This window comes from Ralstonia flaminis (assembly GCF_958415495.1).
Taxonomy (GTDB): Bacteria; Pseudomonadota; Gammaproteobacteria; order Burkholderiales; family Burkholderiaceae; genus Ralstonia; species Ralstonia flaminis.
In genome coordinates, this window is sequence record NZ_CATZLL010000015.1 from 70,494 (window position 1) to 89,060 (window position 18,567).

Annotated in this window: 17 protein-coding genes and 1 pseudogene; all 18 read left to right on the forward strand. The window is 64.5% G+C overall.

Annotated features, from left to right (window positions below):
- Window positions 1-2 precede the first annotated feature (2 nt).
- The 18 genes and pseudogenes from gatB to R2N11_RS20850 all read left to right on the forward strand — a co-directional run bounded on the left by gatB (window position 3) and on the right by R2N11_RS20850 (window position 18,522).
- Window positions 3-1,466: an Asp-tRNA(Asn)/Glu-tRNA(Gln) amidotransferase subunit GatB gene (gatB, locus tag R2N11_RS20765; RefSeq protein ID WP_316682231.1), complete on the forward strand. Its 1,464-nt coding sequence runs from the start codon at window positions 3-5 to the stop codon at window positions 1,464-1,466.
- A gap of 22 nt (window positions 1,467-1,488) precedes the next feature.
- The gene (locus R2N11_RS20770; RefSeq protein WP_199032428.1) at window positions 1,489-2,166 is read left to right on the forward strand and encodes a DUF484 family protein; all 678 of its coding nucleotides are present in this window, start codon (window positions 1,489-1,491) and stop codon (window positions 2,164-2,166) included.
- An 11-nt stretch (window positions 2,167-2,177) separates the two neighbouring features.
- Window positions 2,178-3,188, forward strand: coding sequence for a tyrosine recombinase XerC (gene xerC, locus R2N11_RS20775; protein ID WP_316682232.1), 1,011 nt, complete (start codon window positions 2,178-2,180; stop codon window positions 3,186-3,188).
- Window positions 3,189-3,236: 48 nt separating this feature from the next.
- Window positions 3,237-4,433 carry a class I SAM-dependent rRNA methyltransferase gene (locus tag R2N11_RS20780; RefSeq protein ID WP_316682233.1) on the forward strand — a complete coding sequence of 399 codons (1,197 nt, stop codon included), beginning with the start codon at window positions 3,237-3,239 and terminating at the stop codon, window positions 4,431-4,433.
- A gap of 21 nt (window positions 4,434-4,454) precedes the next feature.
- A complete protein-coding gene (locus R2N11_RS20785) occupies window positions 4,455-5,366 on the forward strand; it encodes a LysR family transcriptional regulator (protein ID WP_316682234.1) in 912 nt (303 codons plus the stop codon).
- A 154-nt stretch (window positions 5,367-5,520) separates the two neighbouring features.
- Window positions 5,521-6,006, forward strand: a complete 486-nt coding sequence (locus tag R2N11_RS20790; RefSeq protein WP_316682235.1) for a hypothetical protein — start codon at window positions 5,521-5,523, stop codon at window positions 6,004-6,006.
- 61 nt (window positions 6,007-6,067) lie between these two features.
- Window positions 6,068-6,465 (forward strand): annotated as a pseudogene (locus R2N11_RS20795) (23S rRNA (cytosine(1962)-C(5))-methyltransferase RlmI); the annotation flags it as partial.
- 81 nt (window positions 6,466-6,546) lie between these two features.
- Window positions 6,547-7,065, forward strand: a complete 519-nt coding sequence (locus R2N11_RS20800; RefSeq protein ID WP_316682236.1) for a metal-dependent hydrolase — start codon at window positions 6,547-6,549, stop codon at window positions 7,063-7,065.
- Between the two features lie 154 nt (window positions 7,066-7,219).
- Entirely contained in the window at window positions 7,220-8,746 is a 1,527-nt protein-coding gene (locus tag R2N11_RS20805) for an FAD-binding oxidoreductase (RefSeq protein ID WP_316682237.1), read from the forward strand.
- 14 nt (window positions 8,747-8,760) lie between these two features.
- Window positions 8,761-10,008 (forward strand): lactonase family protein, encoded by a 1,248-nt coding sequence (locus R2N11_RS20810; protein ID WP_316682238.1) that lies wholly within the window; start codon window positions 8,761-8,763, stop codon window positions 10,006-10,008.
- A gap of 98 nt (window positions 10,009-10,106) precedes the next feature.
- The gene (locus R2N11_RS20815; RefSeq protein ID WP_199033081.1) at window positions 10,107-10,634 is read left to right on the forward strand and encodes a Fur family transcriptional regulator; all 528 of its coding nucleotides are present in this window, start codon (window positions 10,107-10,109) and stop codon (window positions 10,632-10,634) included.
- A complete protein-coding gene (locus R2N11_RS20820) occupies window positions 10,622-11,698 on the forward strand; it encodes a CobW family GTP-binding protein (protein ID WP_316682239.1) in 1,077 nt (358 codons plus the stop codon). The genes R2N11_RS20815 and R2N11_RS20820 overlap by 13 nt, the downstream gene beginning before the upstream one ends.
- 181 nt (window positions 11,699-11,879) lie before the next feature.
- A complete protein-coding gene (dksA, locus tag R2N11_RS26435) occupies window positions 11,880-12,551 on the forward strand; it encodes an RNA polymerase-binding protein DksA (RefSeq protein WP_233177170.1) in 672 nt (223 codons plus the stop codon).
- Window positions 12,552-12,635: 84 nt separating this feature from the next.
- Window positions 12,636-13,943 carry a zinc metallochaperone GTPase ZigA gene (gene zigA, locus R2N11_RS20830; protein ID WP_316682240.1) on the forward strand — a complete coding sequence of 436 codons (1,308 nt, stop codon included), beginning with the start codon at window positions 12,636-12,638 and terminating at the stop codon, window positions 13,941-13,943.
- 100 nt (window positions 13,944-14,043) lie between these two features.
- Complete coding sequence (locus tag R2N11_RS20835; RefSeq protein ID WP_316682241.1) at window positions 14,044-15,654, forward strand: ABC transporter substrate-binding protein; 1,611 nt, start codon at window positions 14,044-14,046, stop codon at window positions 15,652-15,654.
- A gap of 145 nt (window positions 15,655-15,799) precedes the next feature.
- Window positions 15,800-16,336: an ATP-dependent protease subunit HslV gene (gene hslV / locus R2N11_RS20840; protein ID WP_199029004.1), complete on the forward strand. Its 537-nt coding sequence runs from the start codon at window positions 15,800-15,802 to the stop codon at window positions 16,334-16,336.
- Between the two features lie 26 nt (window positions 16,337-16,362).
- A complete protein-coding gene (gene hslU, locus R2N11_RS20845) occupies window positions 16,363-17,694 on the forward strand; it encodes an ATP-dependent protease ATPase subunit HslU (RefSeq protein WP_199029002.1) in 1,332 nt (443 codons plus the stop codon).
- Between the two features lie 213 nt (window positions 17,695-17,907).
- Window positions 17,908-18,522 carry a hypothetical protein gene (locus tag R2N11_RS20850; protein WP_199029000.1) on the forward strand — a complete coding sequence of 205 codons (615 nt, stop codon included), beginning with the start codon at window positions 17,908-17,910 and terminating at the stop codon, window positions 18,520-18,522.
- Window positions 18,523-18,567 lie beyond the last annotated feature (45 nt).

An 18,567-nucleotide genomic window follows, 5' to 3' on the forward strand; every position in this document is an offset into this window, starting at 1 on the left:
ACATGCAATGGGAAGTGGTGATCGGCCTCGAGACGCACACGCAGCTCTCGACGGTCTCGAAGATTTTCTCCGGCGCCTCCACCGCATTCGGTGCTGAGCCCAACACGCAGGCGGCGCCGGTGGATCTGGCATTGCCGGGCGTGCTGCCGGTGCTGAACAAGGGCGCTGTCGAGCGCGCCATCGTGTTTGGCCTGGCCATTGGCGCCAAGATCGCGCCAAAGAGCATCTTCGCGCGCAAGAATTACTTCTACCCGGATCTGCCCAAGGGCTACCAGATCAGCCAGTACGAGATCCCGGTGGTGCAGGGCGGCACGCTCACCATCCAGGTGGAAGGCAAGAACGGCCAGCCCGGCTATGAGAAGACCGTGCAGCTCACGCGCGCCCACCTGGAAGAAGACGCCGGCAAATCGCTGCACGAAGACTTTGCGGGCATGACCGGCATCGACCTGAACCGCGCCGGCACGCCGCTCTTGGAAATCGTGACCGAGCCCGACATGCGCAGCGCCGCTGAAGCCGTGGCGTATGCCAAGGCATTGCACGCACTGGTGATGTGGCTCGGCATCTGCGACGGCAACATGCAGGAAGGCAGCTTCCGCTGCGACGCCAACGTCTCGGTGCGCCCCGGCCCGGACGCACCGTTCGGCACGCGCTGCGAGATCAAGAACCTGAACTCGTTCCGCTTCCTGGAAGAGGCCATCAACTACGAAGTGCGCCGTCAGATCGAGCTGATCGAAGACGGCGGCACCGTGGTGCAGGAAACCCGCCTGTACGACCCGGACCGCAAGGAAACGCGCTCGATGCGCAGCAAGGAAGACGCGCAGGATTACCGCTATTTCCCGGACCCCGATTTGCTGCCGCTCGTCATCGGCGACGATTGGGTCGAGCGCGTGCGCGCCACGCTGCCGGAGTTGCCAGCCGCCATGGCTGCGCGCTTCGAGTCGGCCTACGGCCTGCCGAAGTACGACGCCAGCATCCTGACCGCCACCAAGGCGACCGCCGCCTACTTCGAGGCCGTGGTGGCCGAGGCTGGCGCCGCCAACGCCAAGGCTGCTGCCAACTGGATCATGGGCGAGGTCGCTTCGAACCTGAATCGCGCCGATCTGGAAATCGACGCTGCACCGGTCAAGCCCGCACAACTCGCCAAGCTGCTCGCACGCATTGCCGACGGCACGATCTCGAACAACACCGCCAAGAAGGACGTCTTCCCTGCTATGTGGGCTGGCGAACACGGCGCCGATGCCGACGCGATCATCGCCGAGAAGGGTCTGAAGCAAATGTCGGATTCCGGCGAGCTGGAGAAGATCATCGACGATGTGCTGGCGGCCAACGCCAAGTCGGTCGAGGAATTCCGCGCGGGCAAGGAGAAGGCCTTCAACGCGCTGGTCGGCCAGGCCATGAAGGCCACGCGCGGCAAGGCCAACCCGGCACAAGTGAACGATCTGCTGAAGAAGAAACTGGGCGCCTAAGGGGTAGCCGCACGCCATGACCATGAACGCACAAGACGTCGCCAACTACCTGCAAGCGCACCCGGCCTTCTTTGAAGAGCACGCCGAGCTGCTGGCCGCCATCCAGCTCACCAGCCCGCACAGCCACCGTGCCGTGTCGCTGCAGGAGCGCCAGATGGAAATCCTGCGCGACAAGCACAAGCATCTGGAACTGAAGCTATCGGACCTGATGCGCCACGGCAATGAGAACGACCGCACGCAGCAACGCGTGCACGCCTGGACGACGCGTCTGCTGGGCGAAGCCGACACGCACGCGCTGCCCTACGTGGTGCAGGATGGCCTGCGTGAGGTCTTTGAAGTGCCTGCAGTGGCGCTGCGCGTGTGGCAGGTGGGCGAAGAGTTCGCGCACCTGGAAGTGGCACAAGGTGTCAGCGAGGAAGTGCGCTTGTTCGCCGCTGGCCTGCGCGCGCCGTACTGTGGCGCCAATGCGGGCTTCGAGGCCGCCGGCTGGCTGGAAACCGCTCAGACGATCGAGTCGGTCGCCATCGTCACGTTGCGCGTGCCGGTGCGCGGTGATGCAGATGCCAGCGCCGCGCCGGCCTTCGGCCTGCTGGTGCTCGGCTCGCCGGATGCCCGTCGCTTCCACGACGGCATGGGCACGACCTACCTCGCGCAGATCGGCGAACTCGCCGCTGCCACGCTCAACCGCCTGCGCGACTGAGCGCACGCCACATGCCGCAATCTGCCTCCCATGCGAGTGACGACGATGCGCGCGACGTACCTGCGCCGCCGCATCCGCAGATTGCGGCCTACCTCGATGCGCTGAAGTTCGAGCGGCAACTCTCGCCGCACACGCTGGCAAGCTACGGCCATGAGTTGGCCGTACTGCAGCGATTGGGCGCGCAGCTTGCGGCCGGCATCGATCTCACGCAACTCCAGACGCACCACATCCGCCGCATGATGGCGCAACTGCACGGCAACGGCTTGTCGGGCCGCAGCATTGCACGGGCGTTGTCGGCATGGCGCGGCTGGTACAAGTGGATGGCGCTGCGTGACGCGGCTGTTACGGCCAACCCGGTCGACGGCGTACGTGCACCCAAGAGCCCGAAGCGGTTGCCGAAAGCCCTGTCCGTCGAACAAGCCGTTGCGTTGATGGAGCAACTGCCAGGCGACGATGCAGAGACGATTCGCGATCGCGCCGTCAACGAGCTGTTCTATTCGTGCGGACTGCGCCTTACGGAGTTGGTCAGCCTGGACCTGCGCCACGTGAAGGCCGGCGAGTATGAGTCCACCAGCTGGCTGGATCTCGACGCACGCGAGGTGATGGTGCTTGGCAAGGGCAGCAAGCGGCGCACCGTGCCGGTCGGCTCCAAGGCCGCCGAGGCGCTGGCCGCGTGGCTGGCGGTGCGCGAGCAACTGGCCAGGCCCGCACAGCTTGATACGGCGCCGGAGGATGCGCACGCGCTGTTCCTGTCGCCGCGCGGCAAGCGGCTGGCGCAGCGGCAGATTCAACTGCGCATGAAGCGTAACGCCATCGAGGCCGGTGTCCCGGCGGATGTGCATCCGCACGTGCTGCGGCATTCGTTTGCCACGCATATGCTGCAGTCGTCTGGTGACTTGCGCGCCGTGCAGGAACTGCTCGGGCACGCCAGCATTGCCAGCACGCAGGTTTATACTTCGCTCGATTTTCAGCACCTGGCCAAGATCTACGATCAGGCGCATCCCCGCGCAAAGAAGAAGTAACGCGCTGCCCCGAACCTTGTAGCGGGGCGCACTCTTTCCCCCAGTCGTATGCAAACCCTGATTCTCAAGCCCGGCAAGGAGCGCTCGCTGCTGCGCCGGCACCCGTGGATTTTCGCCAACGCCATCGACCGCATGGAAGGCCGCCCGCCGGCCTCCGGTGCCACCGTGGTTGTGCGTGCCGCCAGCGGCCAGTTTCTGGCGCGCGCCGCGTTCAGCCCGGTCTCGCAGATTCGCGCCCGCGTGTGGAGCTTTGACGAGGCTGAGCCCGTCGATCACGCCTTCTTCAAGCGCCGCATCGCATCTGCCGTGGCGTACCGCCGCGCCTGGGTGCACGACACCGATGCCGTGCGCCTCATCATGGGCGAGGCCGACGGCCTGCCCGGCCTGATCGTCGACCAGTACGGCACCGGCGAGGCGGGTCAGCTCGTCTGCCAGTTCAGCGCCGCTGGTGTCGAACATTGGAAGGACGCCATCGTCGCCGCGCTCATCAAGGAGACGGGCTGCCCCAACGTGTACGAACGCTCCGATGTGAGCGTGCGTGAGCGCGAGGGCCTGGAACAGATGACCGGCGTGCTGGCCGGCGCCGAGCCCGCCGCAGACTTGTCCGCCACCGAGCACGGCGTGCGCTATTACGTGGATGTGCGCGAGGGCCACAAGACCGGCTTCTACGTCGATCAACGTGACAACCGTGCCCTCGTCGGCGCGCTGGCGAAAGATCGCGATGTGCTCAATTGCTTCTGCTATACCGGCGGTTTCTCGCTGGCGGCATTGAAGGGCGGGGCGCGTTCGGTGGTGTCGATCGACTCGTCGGGCGAGGCGTTGGCGGTGGCGGAGCGCAACGTCACGCTCAACGGATTCGATCCGGCACGTGCCGAATGGCTGGATGCGGATGTCTTCAAGTCGCTGCGCAACTTTCGCGCAGAGGGGCGCCAGTTCGACCTGATCGTGCTGGACCCGCCCAAGTTTGCGGCGTCAGCCCAGCAGGTGGACCGTGCGGCGCGCGCGTACAAGGAGATCAACCTCGTCGGCATGCAGTTGCTGCGCCCGGGCGGCCTGCTGTTCACATACTCGTGCTCGGGTGCGATCGATGCCGATCTGTTCCAGAAGATCGTTGCGGGCGCGGCGGCCGATGCCAAGGTGACGGCGCGCATTCAGCGTCGTCTGGCCGCAGGTGTCGATCACCCCCTGCTGACGAGTTTCCCGGAAGGCGAATACCTCAAGGGTTTGCTGCTACAGGTTGGGTAGGCAATACTCAGGGGCGCCCGCATGGACATGCTTGCCGCGATGCGTGTGTTTCAGCGCGTTGCCATGACACTGAGTTTTACGGAGGCCGCCGAGCGGCTTGGACTTGCGCCATCCAGCGTGTCGAGGCAGATCGACCTGCTGGAAGACCAGTTGGGCGTCAAGTTGCTGACGCGGACGACGCGCAAGTTGTCGCTTACCGAGCCGGGGGAGCTCTACAAGAGCCGAGTCGACGCGCTGTTGGCCGAGTTCGATGCGGTGCACGACAGCGTCGCCACCTTTGCGAGCGAGCCACGCGGGCGCCTGAGGGTCAGCGTGCCGCGGGTGTTCGGCAAGCGGGTGTTGAGCCCACTCCTGCCGGCATTTCTGAAGGCGCACCCCAAGATGTCGGTGGAGCTGTCGCTGACCGACGACTACGCCGACCTGGTGGAAACCGACATCGACTTGGCCATCCGTATCGGCACCCTGGGCGACTCGACGCTGATCAGCCGGCCGCTGGGCCGCTACCGGCGCGTTCTGTGCTGTCATCCGTCGTATCTGCGCACGCGTGCACAACCAACCGAACCGGCCGATCTTGCGGCGCACAACTGCCTGCGCTACCGCCAATCCGGCGAGCGCGTGGTCTGGGCGTTCTCGCACCGTGATCGAGACGTCGCGATAGAGATCGCGCCACACGGCGACCTGAGCGCCAATGACGTCGAGGTGCTGCTTGGTGCAGCCCAGGCCGGTGGGGGTATCGCGCTGCTGCCCCATTGGTTGGTCGGCGATGCCATCGACCGTGGCGAGCTGGTTCAATTGTTGCCCGACTACCCGCTGGCCGGCGGCCGCCAGGCAGCGGGCATCCACTTCGTCTATGCCATCAACCGGCGCCAGTCCCGCAAGGTTCGTGCGTTCATGGCGTATGTGTTGGACCAGGCTGGCCACCTATTCGCCTGAAAGCCGGTAACCGCGCCACAGCGGGCGTGCATTTTTGTGTGGCGCGCAAAAGTCTTCCCGGCGCGGCCGTGTTTTTCTGGGCGTGTCGCTTCGGAACAATGTGTCCACTTGGCAAATCCGCCAAGCCTCATTGACCGACCAGGACACTCCCATCATGAAAAAGATCGCCATCGCAGTGCTGTTTGCCGTCGCGCCATTTGCCCACGCCCACGACATTCAATGGCGCCACACCTTCCACCTCACGCAGTCCGCGGCGTTTGAGGTTGCCGACCTCCCCGGTCACGTGGTGGGGGCCGGCGAAGGCACCGGCCTTGGGCTGTTTCCTGCCGATCAAGTGGCCACCATGAAGCTGAGCTACTTTGTCGATTTCGTGAAATCCGAGGGCCCGTTCACGGCCTACGAAACCTACCGCTTTGCCAATGGTTCCACGCTCTCAGTTCAGCGCACCGGCTCGACCACGGTCGACGCGCGCAGCGGCGTGGCCACCCTGAGTGGCAAGTTCACGTTCGTGGGCGGCAGTGGCACCTATGCGGGCATCCATGGCGGTGGCACCTTCGTCGGTAAGCGCCTCAATCCGCTCGCGGCCGGCGCCGACCAGTACCTGGACTACACGGGTAGCTACGAGCTGTCTACGCAGTGAGCGCAGGCGGCATTCTGGCGCGCGCGGCATGCCGCAACGCGCCATCAGTCGCGGTCCGCGCTCCATGAAAGCCGGGCCGCGTTCGGTGGTGTCGATCGACTCGTCGGGCGAAGCGCTGGCGGTGAGGGAGCGCAACGTTACGCGTAATGGTTTCGATGCGGCGCGTGCCGAATGGCTGGATGCGGATGTCTTCAAGTCGCTGCGCAACTTTCGCGCAGAGGGGCGCCAGTTCGACCTGATCGTGCTGGACCCGCCCAAGTTTGCGGCGTCTGCACAACAGGTGGATCGCGCGGCGCGCGCGTACAAGGAGATCAACCTGGTCGGCGTGCAGTTGCTGCGCCCGATGCCAAGGTGACGGCACGCATTCAGCGTCGTCTGGCGGGCGGTGTGGATCATCCGCTGCTGACGAGCTTTCCGGAAAGCGAATACCTCAAGGGGGTGCTGCTGCAGATCGGCTAGCAATTTGTCGCAAATTTTGGCTTGTCCCCGCGGGCCTCAATTGCGAAGATGCGCGCCCCTCTTGTTGTTCGCATCACGTTGATGGCATCCCATGCTGCCCACCATGCGACGGGTTGGGCGGCGGGTCTGATTGCCGCTGCCATCGTCGCGCAGTCCCCCCATTCCTCGCCCGAGCACCTCGGTTGCATCCTGGCGTTTTGCGCCGCCATTGCCGGCGGCACCGCGCCTGACTGGATGGAAGTCGCGTGGTGGCGTCGCAAGCGACGGCTCTGGATCACACACCGTACCGTTACGCATTGGGGCGTCGGCTGGGTTGCGGCGCTGGTTCTGTCTTACCAGGCGCTGAGCCATGATCACCTGTGGGCGCCGCTGCTGTTCGGCTTTGCGTGCGGCGGGCTGATGCACCTGCTGGCGGATTGGCCGAACCCGCTGGGCGTGCCCTGGATCTGGGGGCGTCATTCTCTGAACCTATGGAAGAGCGGGCGCTGCGACCTGATCGTGGTGATCCTGGCATGGGCGGCGGCGTGCTGGCTGGTGCGGCCGCTGTGGGCGACGACGGCATCACGGGTGCTCGCCTGGTTTGCCCACCAGGTGCGCTGAGGCCGCCCCGGCCGACATGGCGTGCACGTGATGCTGGCAATGTCTGATGGAAGCCGGACGCGCAAACGACTAAGTTGGAACCGCCGGACGACACATGTCCGAATCCAACTCCGTTTGCGCAACGCTTGCGCAAACGCCTTCACCGGAGTCATCGATGACACTGGATGTGACCCGCCAGGACCCTCGCTACAACACGCTCAAGCACGGCTTCAACCTGCGCTGGCCGGCGACGGAGGCTCAGGCCGCCGGCCGTATCGCCCTCGTTGAAAGGCCCGACGATGTGGCGCCCGCCATCCAGCGCATCGTCAACGCGGGCCAGCGCCCGACGGTGCGCAGCGGCGGGCATTGCTACGAAGATTTCGTCTCCAACAACCCCGATGGCACGATCGTCGACCTGAGCCTGCTCGATTCGCCCGAGGTGCGCGCCGATGGCTCGGTGCACATTCCCGCCGGTACGCAGAACTGGAACGGCTACCTTGAACTCTACAAGCGCCACAACGTGACGCTGCCCGGTGGTTCGTGCTATTCGGTGGGCGCGGGCGGGCACATCTGCGGGGGCGGCTACGGGCTGCTGTCGCGGCTGCAGGGGCTGACGGTGGATTGGTTGTCTGCCGTGGACATCGTGACTGTGGACAAGGATGGCAAGGCGGCCGCGCGCACGGTCGATGCCACGCGCGATCCGGAGCTCTTTCGCGCATGCCGCGGCGCGGGCGGCGGCACCTTCGGCGTCATCACTGGCTACACCTTCGCCAAGCTGCCTCAGGCACCGCAGGAAGTGGCGCTCGCCACCGTCGCCTTCGACTGGGCCAGTATGACGCCCCAGCGCTTTGCTGAACTGCTGCGCATCTACGGCGAATACTGGGAGACGCGGGGCAAGGACCCGGACACCTGGGGCATGTTCTCGCTGCTCAAGCTCACGCACAAATCGGCCGGGCAGATCGTGCTGCTCACGCAGTTCTGCAACCCCGATGGCACGTGCCGCGATCTTTCCGTGCTCAACGATTTTCTCGATCGCTTCCAGGCCTGTGCGCCCACGCCCGTGAAGGGCCATCCCCCCGGCTATGGCCCGGCGCACAAGCAGGGCATGGGGCAACTGCTCTGCTCGAAGCCCCACACCGTCGTGCAGTACGACTGGCTGACCGCCACGCAATACCTGAACGGCTCGGGTGCCAACCAGCGCGGCAAGTACAAGTCTGCCTACATGAAGCGCGGCTTTACCGCGAGCGAGGCGCAGCGCATCTACACGCACCTCACGCGGACCATCCCCGGCGTGGACCTGAGCCAGTCGCTGCTGCAGGTGGATTCCTACGGCGGCGCAGTCAACAAGGCCGAGCGCATTGCCGACACGGCCGTGCCGCAGCGTGCGTCCATCATGAAGCTGCAGTACCAGACCTACTGGACCTCCGCCACCGACGACGCCGGCCACCTGCGCTGGATCAGCGATTTCTACCGTGACGTCTACGGCGCCCCCGACGTGCCCGCCCCGCACAGCGGTACACCCTACCCCGGCAACCGTTACGAGGGCTGCTACATCAACTACCCCGACGTCGACATGCTGGCCTACCCGTTCTGGCCGCAGCTCTATTACGGCGATGGCGATCTCTATGCGTTCCTGCAACGTGTCAAGCGCCGTTATGATCCGAACAACATCTTCCACCACGCGATGTCCGTGCGTGCGTGAGGAGGAGCCTATCCATGACCAATCGCCGCACCCCAAATCGTCGAACCTTCATGCAGTGGACCGGTAGCCTGCCCTTGCTGGGCGCTCTCCCCAAGACCGTAATGGCCCAGGCGGGCGAGCAGCCCGCTGCCTCCGGTGCACAACCTGCAGGCGCTGCGCGCTCGCCGCGCTTTGCCTACGTCGGCACCTATACGTTCAACGCGCCAGGCGGCACCGCCGGTGGCCCAGCCGCGCGCGGCATCTACGTGCTCGAGCTGCGCGGCGATGCGTGGACGCAGGTGCAGGTGGTCGAGAGTGCCAATCCGTCGTTCCTGGCGGTGCACCCGAATCAGCGCTTTCTGTACGCCATCAACGAGATCGATGTCTACGAAGGTCGCCCGACCGGCACCGCCGAGGCCTATTCGATTGACCCGCGCGACGGCAAGCTCAAGCTGATCAACCGCCAGCCGCTGTCGTTGTCGGGGACGATTCCCGCGCATGTGGCGGTGTCGCCGAACGGGCGGTATCTGGCGGTTTCGCTGTACGGCGGCGGTGCCTACAACGTGCTGCCGATCAGTCCGGACGGCAAGCTTGGCGAGGTGTCGGGCATCTTCAAGGACACCGGCGCCGGCCCGCGCCCCGAACAGGAGGCGCCGCACGCGCACATGATGCTGTTCGATCCGGCGGGCAAGCATGTGCTCGGTACCGACCTCGGCACCGACCGCATCAACGTGTTTGCCATCGAGCAAGGCAAGCTGGCCCCGCGCGACCGCGCGCAGCTCAAGCCCGGCAGCGGCCCGCGCCATCTGGCGCTGCATCCGCAGGGCAAGCTGCTCTATGTCATCAACGAACTGGATGGCACCGTGGCGTGCCATGGTTATGACGCCGACACCGGCCGCGTGCTGGACGAGCGCCAGCGCATCTCCACCACCCCGGCCGACTACATCGGCCAGAAGAGTGGCGCCGAGGTGCTGGTGCACCCGTCCGGGCGCTTCCTGTACGCTAGCAATCGCAAGCTGAAGTCGGATCACCCGTTGGCCGACAGCGTGGCCGCCTTCAGTGTCGACGCCTCGGGCAAACTCACCTCTATCCAATACTGGAGCGAGGGTTTGCGTTTCCCGCGTGCGATGACGATGGCAGCCGACGGCAACCATCTCTACGCGCTCAGCCAGAAGGGCGACACGATCCTGCGGCTGCGCATTGACCCGCAGACCGGCAAGCTGGATCAGCCCGTGGTGGTGGCCAAGGTGCCGACACCGGTGTGTTTGGTGTTTGCCGCCTAGCGTTTGCCGCCAAGCACGTTGAAAAACCCTGGGCGGTGCAAGGCCGCCCAGTTGCAACTCAATTGCAGCACCCCTTCGGCCGTGGGACAATCCCACGCATGAGCACTCCGGCCTCGCGAGACGATCTCGCCACTCAGCAACCCGCTTCATTCGACTCGCCCGATGCAGCTGCCCGCACACGCCTGCGCAGCCTGGGCAGCCGCGTGACCGAGCCGCGCGTGCGCGTGCTGGCCGTGCTGATGCAGGGCGACGAACCGCTCTCGCACCAGGCTGTGTGTGATGCACTGCCAGACGACTCGGGCATCGACCGTGTGACGGTCTATCGCGTGCTCGACTGGCTGGCGGCTGGCGGCATCGTCCACAAGACGGCGGGCGCCGATCGCGTCTTCCGCTTCAGCCTGGCCGAGCACGACGCCGCGCGCGAAGCGGCGCACCGCTCGCACAGCCACTTTCACTGCACACAGTGCGGACGCGACTTCTGTCTGGAAACGGCGGAGCCACCGGCCATGCCGAAGGCCGCCCTACCCGCCGGCTTTGCGGCCGATCACGCTGAACTCACCATCAAGGGCTGCTGCGCCGATTGCCGCGCCGGCTCGCAACAAGGAAACGCACCATGTCCAAAATGATCCCGGTCACCATCCTGACGGGCTTTCTCGGCAGCGGTAAGACCACGCTGCTCAAGCGCATCCTGACCGAGCAGCACGGCATGAAGATCGCCGTGATCGAAAACGAGTTCGGCGAAGAGAACATCGACAACGACATCCTCGTGCAGGACGGCAACGAGCAGATCGTGCAGATGAGCAACGGCTGCATCTGCTGCACCATCCGCGGCGACCTCGTGGCCGGCCTGTCGGATCTGCTCACGCGCCGCGACAACGGCCAGATTCAGTTCGACCGTGTGGTCATCGAGACCACCGGCGTGGCCAACCCCGGCCCCGTCGCGCAGACCTTCTTCATGGATGACGAGATCGCCAGCCGTTACCTGCTGGACGCCGTCATCACGCTGGTCGACGCCAAGCACGGCAACACGCAGCTCGACAAGCAGGAAGAAGCGCAGCGCCAGGTGGGTTTTGCCGATGCCATCTTCATCACCAAGAGCGATCTGGTGTCGGCCGAGGACGTGGACGCGCTGCGCCACCGCCTGCTGCACATGAACCCGCGCGCCCCGATCCGTACAGCCAATTTTGGCGAAACCCCGATCGACACGATCTTCGACCTGCGCGGCTTCAACCTGAACGCCAAGCTGGAGATCGACCCCGACTTCCTGCGTGAAGACGGCCATGACCACAACCACGATCATGACCATGACCACGCCTGCTCGGCCGACTGCGACCACGATCATGACCACCACGACCATGGTCACGGCCACCACCATCACGGCCACGCGCACCACACCGACCGCATCGCCTCGTTCGTCTTCCGCAGCGAACGCCCGTTCAACTACACCAAGCTGGAGGAGTTCCTCTCGGGCGTGCTGAACATCTACGGCGAGAAGCTGCTGCGCTACAAGGGCGTGCTCTATATGGAAGGCGTCGATCGCAAGGTGGTGTTCCAGGGGGTGCACCAGCTCATGGGCAGCGACGTGGGCGGCAAGTGGGATGGTGAAAAACCCAGCAACCGCATGGTCTTCATCGGGGTGGATCTGCCGCGCGAAACAATTTTGAAAGGATTGGAGAACTGTCTGGCCTAGGGCTTGTTTCCCCCAGGTCGCTTTCCCCCTCCTTTTGGGTGGCCTTCCCGGGCGCTTTCAGGCAGAATCCGGGCCGGATTTTCTGTCCGTGTTTCTCCGATAGTTCGGGTAAGATCGTTCGGCTACAATAAGTCGATTCAGTGCACGTCGTCCCAGGCACGTCCGATTGGAGGAGCAGGCGATGGTGACCAAGAACAAGGATGGACGCGGCGCTAATGGCGGCGCCCTGCGGTCCAACACGGAGTCGGCTGCAGCCCAGGCTGCGCCAGCCACCCGAAAAAAAGCGGCAGGGGGCGCCGCTGCGGGCAAGGCAACAGGAGGCGCGCGGGGCGGCAAGTCCGCCGCCAGCCAGAACGAGTCCAACGCATCCCCGCGCAAGGACGACGCGACAGCCGACACGGCGCGCGATTTACCAGGATCATCCGCAGCAACCATGAGCAGCAAGAAACTACTCACCGAAGCCGAAATCCTGAAGATGGGCGAAAAGGATTACATGAATGAGGCGCAACTCGCCTTCTTCAAGGACCGGCTTGTAAAAATGCGCGACGACATTCTCAAGAATGCCGATCAGACGGTCAGCGACCTGCGCGAAACAGTCGTCGTGCCGGACCCCGCCGATCGCGCCACCATCGAGGAAGAGCACGCGCTGGAACTGCGTACGCGCGATCGCGAGCGCAAGCTGCTCAAGAAGGTCGAACAGTCGATCGCCCGCATCGACGCTGGTGACTACGGCTACTGTGATGAAACCGGCGAGCCGATCGGCGTGCCGCGTCTGATCGCCCGCCCGACCGCCAACCTGTCGCTGGAGGCGCAGGAGCGCCGCGAAAAGCGCCAGAAGTTGATGGGTGACTGACGCGCGCGTCGCATCGGTTGACGCATTCGTTTGAATCTTGCAGCCCGGTCACCCACCGGGCTGTTTGTTTTATAGGCCACGATCATGTCCCGTCCGCTTCCCGTTACCGTGCTGTCCGGCTTTCTGGGTGCCGGCAAGACCACGCTGCTCAACCACGTGCTCGCCAACCGCGAGGGCAAGCGCGTGGCCGTGATCGTCAATGACCTGTCAGACGTCAACATCGATGCGCAACTCGTGGGCGACGGCACCGCCACCAGCGCGCAGCTCTCGCGCACCGACGAACGCATGGTGGAGCTGTCCAACGGGTGCATCTGCTGCACGCTGCGCGAAGACCTGCTCGACGAGATCGCCCGCCTGGCTCGCGAAGACCGCTTCGACTACCTGCTCATCGAATCAACGGGCGTGGCCGAGCCCTTGCCGATCGCCGAGACCTTCACGTTTGAAGATGCCGAGGGCGATGTGCTGTCGGACCTCGCACGCCTGGACACGATGGTGACGGTGGTCGATGCCCAGCACTTTCTCGCCGACTACGATGCCGCGGATTTCCTGTCCGACCGCGGCCAGGCCCGCGACGAGGACGACGACCGCACCGTGGTCGACCTGCTGATCGAGCAGGTCGAGTTCTGCGACGTGATCGTGCTCAACAAGATCGACCTCGTGAGCGACGCCGAGCGCGAACGTCTGGCGGGCATCCTGCATTCGCTAAACCCGCGTGCGCGCATCGTGCCGGCATCGTTCGGTAAGGTGCCGCTGGACGACATTCTGAACACGCACCGCTTCGATTTCGACGCGGCATCCGCTGCGCCCGCGTGGTTGGCCGAGCTGCGCGGCGAACACGTGCCCGAAACGGAGGCGCTTGGCATCCGCAGTTTCGTCTATCGACGCCGCGTGCCGTTCCACCCGCAGCGCCTGTGGGACCTGATGCATACCGAATGGCTGCGCGAGCATGGCCGCGTGCTGCGCTCGAAGGGCTATTTCTGGCTCGCCTCACGCATGGACACGGCTGGCAGTTGGGGCCAGGCTGGCGGTGTCATGCGCCACGGCGGCGCCGGCGCATGGTGGGCGGCTGTGAATGAGGCCGAGTGGCCCGATGAGGAAGAAGCCCGCGCCGACATCATGGACAAGCTGCACGACAACGGTGTGCCTGCGCCGTGGGGCGACCGCCGTCAAGAGCTTGTTTTCATCGGCACCGATCTGGACGAGGCCGCACTCGTCGCGCAACTCGATACCTGCCTGCTGACCGACGCAGAAATGGCCGCCGGCCCCGAAGCCTGGGCCAGGCAGGCTGACCCGTTCCCCGCCTGGGCGTTCGACGATCACGACGACGAGGACTGGGACGAAGGCCACGATCACCAGCATGGTGGCGACTGCGATTGCGGGCACCATCATTGAGCGCGCACACCCCCTGCTTCAGCGACGTTGACACCGGCGTCATCCGGTCCTGACAATCCCCGAACGTTTTGTTTTCATAACGAACCATCGGGGAGTCCTCATGCCGGTTCTGCGTTTGTTGCGCGTCGCGAGTTCGCGTTTGGGACTTTTGGGACTTCTTGCCGCGCTGTCCCTCATTGCTGCCGCACCGCTTGCCGCGCAGGCCGCGCCGCCCTCCACGCTGGTGGTTGGCCTGTCGGGCGACATCACCTCGCTCGATCCGCACTTCCATAACGTCACGCCCAACTCGAACGTGGCCGAGCACATGTTCGAGGCGCTGATCGCCAAGGACGAGAAGATGCGCATGAAGCCCGGCCTCGCCACCTCGTGGAAGGCCGTGAGCGACACGGTGTGGGAGATCAAGCTGCGCCCCGGCGTGCACTTCCATGACGGCAGCGATTTCACCTCGGCCGACGTTGTCTATTCGCTGGCGCGCCCGGCGACCATCAAGAACAGCCCGTCGCCGTTCACGATCTACACGCGTGGTTTCAAGGACGTGACGGCGGTCGACAAGCTGACCGTGCGCATCACCACCAATGGCCCGTATCCGCTGGTGCCGAACGATCTGTCGACCATCTACATCGTGTCGAAGAAGGCGGCCGAGAAAGCGGGTCCGGAGGACTTCAACAACGGTCGCGCGCTGATTGGAACGGGGCCGTACAAGTTTGTCTCGTTTGCCAAGGGCGATCGCGTTGAGCTGGCGCGTTTTGACGGCTACTGGGGCAAGAAGCCGCAATGGGAGCGCGTGACACTGCGCATCATGACGGCGGATCCTTCGCGCGTGGCGGCGCTGCTGGCCGGCGACGTGCAGGTCATCGAAAACGTGCCGACCTCCGACATCAAGAAGCTGTCGAGCGACCCGGCGGTATCGGTGTTCAAGATGCCGGTGTTCCGCATGATGTATCTGCACCTGGATTCGAACCGCGATGTGTCGCCGTTCGTGACCGACAAAGCGGGCAAGCCGCTGGCGAAGAATCCGCTCAAGGACGTGCGTGTGCGTCAGGCGATCTCGCTGGCCATCTCGCGTCAGGCCATCGTCGATCGCGTGATGGAAGGTGCAGCCGAGCCGACCGGACAACTCGTCAACAGCGCGCTGTTCGGCCACGTGCCTGGCCTGAAGGCGCCGGTGGCAGACCCGGCCGCCGCGAAGAAACTGCTTGCCCAGGCTGGCTATCCCGATGGCTTTGCGATCACGCTGCACGCCACCAACAACCGCTATGTGAACGACGACCGCGTCGCCCAGGTGATCGCTTCGATGCTTTCGCGTGTGGGGATTGCCACCAAGGTGGAGGCGATGCCGTCGGCCACGTTCTTCACGCGGGCCAACAAGCTGGACTTCTCATTCCTGCAGGCGGGTTGGGGTGCGGATACCGGCGAAGCGAGTTCGAGCTTGAAGGCATTGCTGGCCACCTATGATCCGGCGCGCGGCTGGGGCGCCTCTAACCGTGGGCGCTATTCCAATCCAGCGCTGGACGCCAAGCTGGCCGAGGCCTTGCAGACCATCGACGACCCCCAGCGCGAGAAGCTGCTGCAGGAAGCCACGGAAATCGGCATGCGCGACTACGGCGTGATTCCGCTGTACTTCAACATCAACGTGTGGGCCGCGCGCAAGGGCTATACGGTGGTGCCGCGTCTGGATGAGCGCACCTACGCTTTCGACGTCACGCACTGACGATCCTAAAAGCGATGCGCGGCGCACAAAAATTGTGCGCCGCTGCGCAAATCAGGCTTGAAATCCTGGGGGCTGACGTCAAGTATGGAACTCTTTGACCGGCCCGCGGTGGGCCGGCTCAGGCTGGACCCCAAGGAACAAGCGCATGGAACAGTATCACGGCACCACCATTGTCAGCGTGCGGCGCGGCAACCAAGTTGCGCTCGGCGGCGACGGCCAAGTCACGCTGGGCAATATCGTGATGAAGGGCACCGCCCGCAAGGTGCGCGCCATCTATGATGGCAAGGTGCTGGTTGGCTTTGCCGGCGCCACCGCCGATGCGTTCTCGCTGCTCGACCGCTTCGAAGCCAAGCTGCAGAAGCATCAGGGCAATCTGCTGCGCTCTGCAGTCGATCTTGCAAAAGACTGGCGGACCGACCGCGCCCTGCGTCACCTGGAAGCGATGTTGATCGTCGCGGACCGTGAAGCGACGCTGATCATCACCGGCAACGGCGACGTGCTGGACCCGGAAGGCGGTATCGCCGCGATCGGCTCGGGCGGTTCGTACGCGCAATCGGCCGCCAAGGCGCTGATGGAGAACACCGACCTCGGCCCCCGCGAGGTGGTGGAGAAATCGCTGAAGATCGCCGGCGAACTCTGCATCTACACCAACACCAATTTCGTGATCGAGACGCTCGAGTAAGCGGTCTCGCTCTGCACAGGATTCCCATGTCTGAAACCATGACGCCGTCGGAAATCGTTTCCGAACTCGACAAGCACATCATCGGCCAGCAGAAGGCCAAGAAGGCCGTGGCCGTGGCGCTGCGCAACCGCTGGCGCCGTCAGCAAGTGGGCGACCCGCTGCGCCAGGAAATCACGCCCAAGAACATCCTGATGATCGGCCCGACCGGCGTGGGCAAGACCGAGATCGCCCGCCGTCTGGCCAAGCTGGCCGATGCGCCGTTCATCAAGATCGAGGCGACCAAGTTCACCGAGGTGGGGTATGTCGGCCGCGACGTCGACACCATCGTGCGTGACCTGGCCGAGATGGCCATCAAGCAGACGCGCGAATCCGAGATGAAGAAGGTGCGCGCCAAGGCCGAAGATGCAGCGGAAGACCGCCTGCTCGACGTGCTGATTCCGCCGCCGCGCGACATCGGTTTCTCGCAGCCGGAAGAGAAGGATTCCAACGCGCGCCAGGCGTTCCGCAAGAAGCTGCGCGAGGGTCAGCTCGACGACAAGGAGATCGAGCTCGAAGTATCGGCCGGCACCCCCAGCATGGACATCATGGGCCCGCCGGGCATGGAAGACATGACGGAACAGATCCGCTCGATGTTCGCCGGGCTGGGCCAGGGCAAGAAGCATCGCCGCAAGATGAAGGTGGCCGAGGCCTTCAAGCTGCTGATCGACGAAGAGGCCGCCAAGCTGCTGAACGAAGACGAGCTCAAGCACAAGGCCGTTGCCAATGTCGAGCAGAACGGCATCGTGTTCCTGGATGAGATCGACAAGATCGCCAGCCGCAGCGAGTACGGCGGTGGCGAGGTGTCGCGTCAGGGCGTGCAGCGCGATCTGCTGCCGCTGGTGGAAGGCACGACCGTCAACACGAAGTACGGGATGATCAAGACCGACCACATCCTGTTCATCGCGTCGGGCGCGTTTCATCTGTCCAAGCCGAGTGATCTGATCCCTGAACTGCAGGGCCGCTTCCCGATTCGTGTGGAGCTGGATTCGCTGTCGGTGGACGACTTCCGCGCGATCCTTACGCAGACGGACGCGAGCCTGACCAAGCAGTACCAGGCGCTGATGAAGACGGAGGGTGTCGATCTTGTGTTTGCGGATGATGGCATCCGTCGCCTGGCCGAGATCGCCTGCGCGGTCAACGAGAAGGTCGAGAACATCGGTGCGCGCCGCCTGTACACGGTGATGGAGCGTCTGCTGGAAGACCTGTCGTTCCACGCGCACAAGTCGTCGGGCGAGACTGTCACCATCGACGCCGCGTATGTCGATGAGCGTCTGAACGAGCTGTCGGGCAACGAAGATCTGTCGCGCTACGTGCTTTAAGCGTGTAAGCAACGCATCCCACATGCCCTGCGGGCCGCATCGGAAACGATGCGGCCCGTTTTGTTTGGGCGCTCGCCAGCCCAGGCGCAGCAAGGATTTGCTCAGGATTGCCTGGGGGCAGGCCCGTTATCTGCTGAGCAAGGGATGCCGCAAAGACAATGCGCGCCGCGCACCTCGCGTGCGTGATGCCAATGACGACAAGGAGAGAAGCATATGAAATCGATCCAACGCCTGACCCTGTGTTGCGTGCTCGCTTGCGCCCCGTTGGGCATCGCTCACGCTCAGCTCACGCCTGCGCCAACTGGGCCCGCCGGGGCATCCACGTCCAACGACACCAAGCGCGCGGCGTACGACAGCGCCGTCAAGCAGGCCGACTCCGACTACAAGGCAGCCAAGGACAAGTGCGATGCGATGAAGGGCAATGCGCGTGATGTCTGCCGAGCGCAGGCCAAGGGCGACTACAGCGTTGCCAAGGCCAACGCCACGGTCGACCGCGACGGCACCGAAGCCGCCCGCAACCGCGCTGCCAAGGAACGGGCCGAGGCCGACTACGGCGTCGCCAAGACCAAGTGCGATGCCATGAAGGGCAACGACAAGGACAGTTGTGTCAAGGATGCCAAGGCCGCCTACACGCGTGCCAAGGGTGCTGAAGACGTGAGTCACGCCAAGGCGACCGGTACCGCCAAGGACGTCAGCGAAGCGCGCCGCGATGCCGCCAAGGACACCAACGACGCCAACTACAAGGCAGCCAAGGAACGCTGTGACGCCATGTCGGGCGATGCCAAGACGACGTGCCAGAACGACGTGGCCGCCAAGTTCAAGAAGTAAGCCGCACGGAAGTTTTTACACGGGCGGCCTGGGGGTCGCCCCCGT

What these genes read in the sequence shown, in the direction of transcription:
- gatB (WP_316682231.1), top strand. Translation starts at nt 3, where the DNA reads ATGCAATGGGAAGTGGTGATCGGCCTCGAGACGCACACGCAGCTCTCG.
- R2N11_RS20770 (WP_199032428.1), top strand. Translation starts at nt 1,489, where the DNA reads ATGAACGCACAAGACGTCGCCAACTACCTGCAAGCGCACCCGGCCTTC.
- xerC (WP_316682232.1), top strand. Translation starts at nt 2,178, where the DNA reads ATGCCGCAATCTGCCTCCCATGCGAGTGACGACGATGCGCGCGACGTA.
- R2N11_RS20780 (WP_316682233.1), top strand. Translation starts at nt 3,237, where the DNA reads ATGCAAACCCTGATTCTCAAGCCCGGCAAGGAGCGCTCGCTGCTGCGC.
- R2N11_RS20785 (WP_316682234.1), top strand. Translation starts at nt 4,455, where the DNA reads ATGGACATGCTTGCCGCGATGCGTGTGTTTCAGCGCGTTGCCATGACA.
- R2N11_RS20790 (WP_316682235.1), top strand. Translation starts at nt 5,521, where the DNA reads ATGAAAAAGATCGCCATCGCAGTGCTGTTTGCCGTCGCGCCATTTGCC.
- R2N11_RS20800 (WP_316682236.1), top strand. Translation starts at nt 6,547, where the DNA reads ATGGCATCCCATGCTGCCCACCATGCGACGGGTTGGGCGGCGGGTCTG.
- R2N11_RS20805 (WP_316682237.1), top strand. Translation starts at nt 7,220, where the DNA reads ATGACACTGGATGTGACCCGCCAGGACCCTCGCTACAACACGCTCAAG.
- R2N11_RS20810 (WP_316682238.1), top strand. Translation starts at nt 8,761, where the DNA reads ATGACCAATCGCCGCACCCCAAATCGTCGAACCTTCATGCAGTGGACC.
- R2N11_RS20815 (WP_199033081.1), top strand. Translation starts at nt 10,107, where the DNA reads ATGAGCACTCCGGCCTCGCGAGACGATCTCGCCACTCAGCAACCCGCT.
- R2N11_RS20820 (WP_316682239.1), top strand. Translation starts at nt 10,622, where the DNA reads ATGTCCAAAATGATCCCGGTCACCATCCTGACGGGCTTTCTCGGCAGC.
- dksA (WP_233177170.1), top strand. Translation starts at nt 11,880, where the DNA reads ATGGTGACCAAGAACAAGGATGGACGCGGCGCTAATGGCGGCGCCCTG.
- zigA (WP_316682240.1), top strand. Translation starts at nt 12,636, where the DNA reads ATGTCCCGTCCGCTTCCCGTTACCGTGCTGTCCGGCTTTCTGGGTGCC.
- R2N11_RS20835 (WP_316682241.1), top strand. Translation starts at nt 14,044, where the DNA reads ATGCCGGTTCTGCGTTTGTTGCGCGTCGCGAGTTCGCGTTTGGGACTT.
- hslV (WP_199029004.1), top strand. Translation starts at nt 15,800, where the DNA reads ATGGAACAGTATCACGGCACCACCATTGTCAGCGTGCGGCGCGGCAAC.
- hslU (WP_199029002.1), top strand. Translation starts at nt 16,363, where the DNA reads ATGTCTGAAACCATGACGCCGTCGGAAATCGTTTCCGAACTCGACAAG.
- R2N11_RS20850 (WP_199029000.1), top strand. Translation starts at nt 17,908, where the DNA reads ATGAAATCGATCCAACGCCTGACCCTGTGTTGCGTGCTCGCTTGCGCC.